Source organism: Lactobacillus sp., assembly GCF_051893255.1.
Taxonomy (GTDB): Bacteria; Bacillota; Bacilli; order Lactobacillales; family Lactobacillaceae; genus Lactobacillus.
Map to the genome: position 1 here is coordinate 20,529 of NZ_JBJFHB010000076.1, position 4,008 is coordinate 24,536.

Sequence of the window (4,008 nt, forward strand, 5' to 3'; positions counted from 1 at the left end):
ACCATCAAGACGTGGCCTTCGTTGACTTGGGAAATGTCTAAAAAGGCCTTAACGTCATCATTTTCAAAAACGGTGTAGCTAGGAATTTCGCCTCTAATGATCTTGCAGAAAAGGCAGTCGTCTACTAAGTTTGATTCAGTCATTTTTCGTACCTCTTTTTTTCATATTTATCGGGTTATCTATCTTTATCTTTTAGATTATCCTTGTCTTCATGCTATCATATTAAAGAGACAAAAACATGAAAGACGAGAAAAATGACACTAGAAATTACAAACTTAACGGGAGGCTATAGCGGCATCCCGGTCATCAAGAACGTGAATTTAACGGTGGAAAAAGGGCAAGCCCTGGGCCTGATCGGCCTAAACGGGGCGGGCAAGTCCACCACCATCAAGCACCTGCTGGGCCTGCTCCGTCCGCAAAAGGGCACGATCACTTTGGACGGGGTGGACCTCGCCAAGCAGCCGGCCCAATTTAAGAAAAAAGTAGCATACATTCCGGAAACGCCGGTGATTTACCCGGAATTAACCTTGAAGGAACACTTAGAGCTGACGATGCTGGCTTATGACCTAGGCGAAGACTCTTGGGACAAGGCGAATGAGCTTTTAACCATGTTCCGCCTGCAAGACAAGCTGGACTGGCTGCCAGTCCACTTTTCTAAGGGGATGCAGCAAAAGGTGATGATTGTCTGCGCCTTTTTGACCAAGGCCGAGCTCTTGGTGATCGATGAGCCTTTCACGGGGCTTGACCCACTGGCGGTAGCCAACTTTATCGATTTGATCAAGCAGGCCTGTGCTGATGGCAGAGAAGTGCTGATGACCACCCACGTTTTGGCTGATGCCCAGCAGGCCATCAAGACCTACGCCATCTTAAACCAGGGGACAATCGAGTTTGTCGGCAGCTTGCCGGAGATCCGGGCGCACTACGGCTTAAAGGAAACCGACTCCTTTGACAAGCTCTACCAGGTCTTATACCAAGAAGAGAGCAGGGATCAGCATGCGTGAATTAGCGAAAAAAAGGCTGAGCGCCAACTTCAAGCAGTCGACCAAGTACCTGGCCCTGGTCTTTAACGACTTCTTCGTCTTGGCCTTGATTTTCATCTTTGGGGCAGTCATGTTCTGGTATGCCAAGATCATGAAGGTCTTGCCGGCGGGTAAGTGGTACTATCCCTTGATCTTGGCCGGCATCCTTTGGATTGCCAGCCTGCCGGGAAAGCTGGTTACGCTGTTTCAAGAAGCGGACCGGCAGTTTCTTTTTACCCAAGACGACGCGGTTAAAAACTATTTGGACGAGATGCGGGGCTACAGCCGCCTGCTTCCCGCCATCTTGATCGGGATCACGGCAGCCATCCTCTATCCTTTTGCCAGCTTGAAGGTTGGCTTAAACGGTAGCAACTATCTTTTTTTGGTCTTGGCCCTTTACTGGGGTAAAATGGCCGAGCAGCAAGTGGTCAGTCAGGAATTTACCTTTGACCACCGGGTAAAAAAGGCGTCCTGGCTGATTCGGGGCTTGAACCTGACCATGCTTTTAGCCGCACTTTACCTCATCCCGCAAATCGCTGGAATCGTCATCTTGATCCCGGTTGCGGCTTCCTTTTTCCTGAAAAAAAGAGGGGAAAAGCGGCAGGGACAGGTCTTTGATTGGCAATACGCCATCGACTATGAAACTGAGCGCAAAGACTTAGTCTACACAGCCTTCTCGCTGTTTACTGACGTGCGGGAGAAGCGGGTCAACATCAGACGGCGGAAGTACCTGGACTTCCTTTTGCCAAGCTTAAAAAAGGAAACTGCCAACAGCTTCTTGTTCCGCCGGTCGCTGTTGCGGAACCCAGAATACTTGAACCTGCTGGCCCGGATGACGGCCTTCATTGTCTTGATTAGCCTGATGATTGCCGACTGGACCTGGACGGTGCCGATTGCCTTCTTGATCCTCTACCTGACGGTCTGGCAGCTCTTACCACTGGCGGAAAACTATGACCGGAACATCATGTACCGGGTCTACCCGATTGACCAGGCAAAGAAGGGGCAAGACCTTAGCCGGGTTCTTTCTTGGGCGCTCTTTTTACAGGCGATCGTGGTTGCCGCCGTGTGGCTGATCGCTTTGCCTAAAGAAAAAATCCTCTCAGTTGGCCTGCTGCTCCTTTGGACCTTGCTTTTAGCCAAGTCCTACCTGCCTTACAAGACTAAGGAGGTAGAGAAGCGAGCGAGATACGGGAAGAAGAGCGGCAGAAGAAAATAATTTTTTAGCAAAATAGAAGATAAGACAAAATAGAAAGAGAAGAAATTTATGCGTTTAAAGAACAAGCCATGGGCAAATGACCTCGTTGACCAGCACCCAGAAAGTGCCTTAGACCGGCCAGACCCAAGCGAAAAGATTGACTGGGCAGCCCGCTTTGGCAATGACCACCCGATTGAAATTGAAATTGGCTCAGGCAAGGGTCAATTTATCACCACCCTGGCTAAGCAACACCCGGAAACCAACTTTGTGGCCATGGAAATCCAAAAGACCGCAGCCGGCATTATCTTGAAAAAGAAGCTGGATGAGGGTTTAGACAACCTGCAAATCCTCTGCGCTGATGCGGCTAACCTGGTAGCCTACTTTGGTGAAAATTCCACCAGCAAGATCTACCTGAACTTCTCTGATCCCTGGCCAAAGACCCGCCACGAAAAGCGGCGTTTGACTTACAAGAGTTTTTTGGCAGAATACCAAAAGGTCTTGACCGCAGATGGCATGATTGAGTTCAAGACTGACAACTCTGGACTTTATGCTTATTCCGTCCAAAGCATGAACAACTACGGGATGCATTTTGACTTTGTCTCCGTTGACCTCCACCATGAAAAAGCAGAAATCGTGGAAGCTAACGTGGAAACCGAATATGAGCACAAGTTTGCATCTAAGGGGCAGCCAATCTACTGTCTGCACGCTCAATTTTTGCCCAAAAATTAGTCGAAGACAAAAGACTTGCTTTTCTAGGAGAATCAGTTAGAATACTAGTAAGCAGTTTTCTTATTAAAAGTAAGTAGGAGGAAACCTATGGAAGATTACAAGGTAGTAGACCAGGCCAAGCTGGCCGACTTAGTCAAAGCAGGCCGCACGGTCGTAGAATTTTCAGCAGACTGGTGCCCAGACTGCCGCTTCCTCGATCCAGCCATGCCAAGCATTGAAGCCGACTTTGCGGACAGCAAGTTCATCAAGGTTGACCGCGATGGCTCCATTGACCTCTGCAAAGAAATGAATATTATGGGAATTCCTTCATTTGTTGTCTACCAAGATGGCCAAGAAATTGGTAGACTAGTTAATGGAGACCGCAAAACGAAGCAGGAAGTCGAAGCTTTTTTACGGTCAGTTGACTAGATAAAGAAGGGACCCTGATCTAATGATCACTAGCATTAATAAAGTAAGTTATCCTAACACCTTGATCGTCATCCTGGCTCAAGGCGAAGGCGAAAGCAAGTTTGAAGAAAAGGCTGACGTTACCCGCGTTACTGACGAAAAGGGCAAGCTGACCGGCTTCAACTTCTTTAACGTAAACGAAGTTTTGGACTACGACAAGCTGCCAAACGGCCAAGTTAAGCTTGATGCAGATCAAGTAGCTGCCTTGAACCAAAAGTTGGCAGAAGCAGGCTTTAGCGACAAGCTGGAAGTTGCCAAGCCAACTCTGGTTTATGGCTACGTTAAGAGCTGCGAAGTGCACCCAGACAGCGACCACTTGCACATCACCCAAATTGACGTGGGTGACGGCCAAGACCACCAAATTGTCTGCGGTGCACCTAACATTGCTGAAGGGCAAAAGGTGGTTGTCGCTTTGCCTGGCACCTTGATGCCAAACGGCGCACAGATTTGGCCAGGCGCCTTGCGCGGCGTTGAATCAGATGGCATGATCTGCTCAGCCCGGGAACTGGGCTTGGCCCACGCTCCGCAAAAGCGCGGCATCATGGTTGTGCCTGACACCTTTAAGGTTGGGGACGAATTCGAACCAACCAAGTGCGACGAATTGCTCGCCAGCGGCGT

Annotated in this window: 5 protein-coding genes and 1 pseudogene; 5 read left to right on the forward strand and 1 reads right to left on the reverse strand. The window is 49.2% G+C overall.

Annotated elements, in window-relative coordinates; all coding sequences use genetic code 11:
* Window positions 1-143, reverse strand: a pseudogene (locus tag ACI4WN_RS07420) (HIT family protein); the annotation flags it as partial.
* A 111-nt stretch (window positions 144-254) separates the two neighbouring features.
* Between ACI4WN_RS07420 and ACI4WN_RS07425 the strand changes: the two are divergent.
* From ACI4WN_RS07425 to ytpR, 5 genes are all read left to right on the forward strand, one after another.
* A complete protein-coding gene (locus ACI4WN_RS07425) occupies window positions 255-1,001 on the forward strand; it encodes an ABC transporter ATP-binding protein (protein WP_439777640.1) in 747 nt (248 codons plus the stop codon).
* Window positions 994-2,235 (forward strand): ABC transporter permease, encoded by a 1,242-nt coding sequence (locus tag ACI4WN_RS07430; RefSeq protein ID WP_439777641.1) that lies wholly within the window; start codon window positions 994-996, stop codon window positions 2,233-2,235. Before ACI4WN_RS07425 ends, ACI4WN_RS07430 begins: the two co-directional genes overlap by 8 nt.
* A gap of 48 nt (window positions 2,236-2,283) precedes the next feature.
* Window positions 2,284-2,943 (forward strand): tRNA (guanosine(46)-N7)-methyltransferase TrmB, encoded by a 660-nt coding sequence (gene trmB / locus ACI4WN_RS07435; protein WP_439777642.1) that lies wholly within the window; start codon window positions 2,284-2,286, stop codon window positions 2,941-2,943.
* A gap of 87 nt (window positions 2,944-3,030) precedes the next feature.
* Window positions 3,031-3,351, forward strand: coding sequence for a thioredoxin family protein (locus ACI4WN_RS07440; RefSeq protein ID WP_009558288.1), 321 nt, complete (start codon window positions 3,031-3,033; stop codon window positions 3,349-3,351).
* A gap of 22 nt (window positions 3,352-3,373) precedes the next feature.
* Window positions 3,374-4,008, forward strand: a 635-nt coding sequence (gene ytpR / locus ACI4WN_RS07445; protein ID WP_439777643.1) for a YtpR family tRNA-binding protein, incomplete at its 3' end; no start/stop codon positions are given.

What these genes read in the sequence shown, in the direction of transcription:
- ACI4WN_RS07440 (WP_009558288.1), top strand. Translation starts at nt 3,031, where the DNA reads ATGGAAGATTACAAGGTAGTAGACCAGGCCAAGCTGGCCGACTTAGTC.
- ACI4WN_RS07425 (WP_439777640.1), top strand. Translation starts at nt 255, where the DNA reads ATGACACTAGAAATTACAAACTTAACGGGAGGCTATAGCGGCATCCCG.
- ACI4WN_RS07430 (WP_439777641.1), top strand. Translation starts at nt 994, where the DNA reads ATGCGTGAATTAGCGAAAAAAAGGCTGAGCGCCAACTTCAAGCAGTCG.
- trmB (WP_439777642.1), top strand. Translation starts at nt 2,284, where the DNA reads ATGCGTTTAAAGAACAAGCCATGGGCAAATGACCTCGTTGACCAGCAC.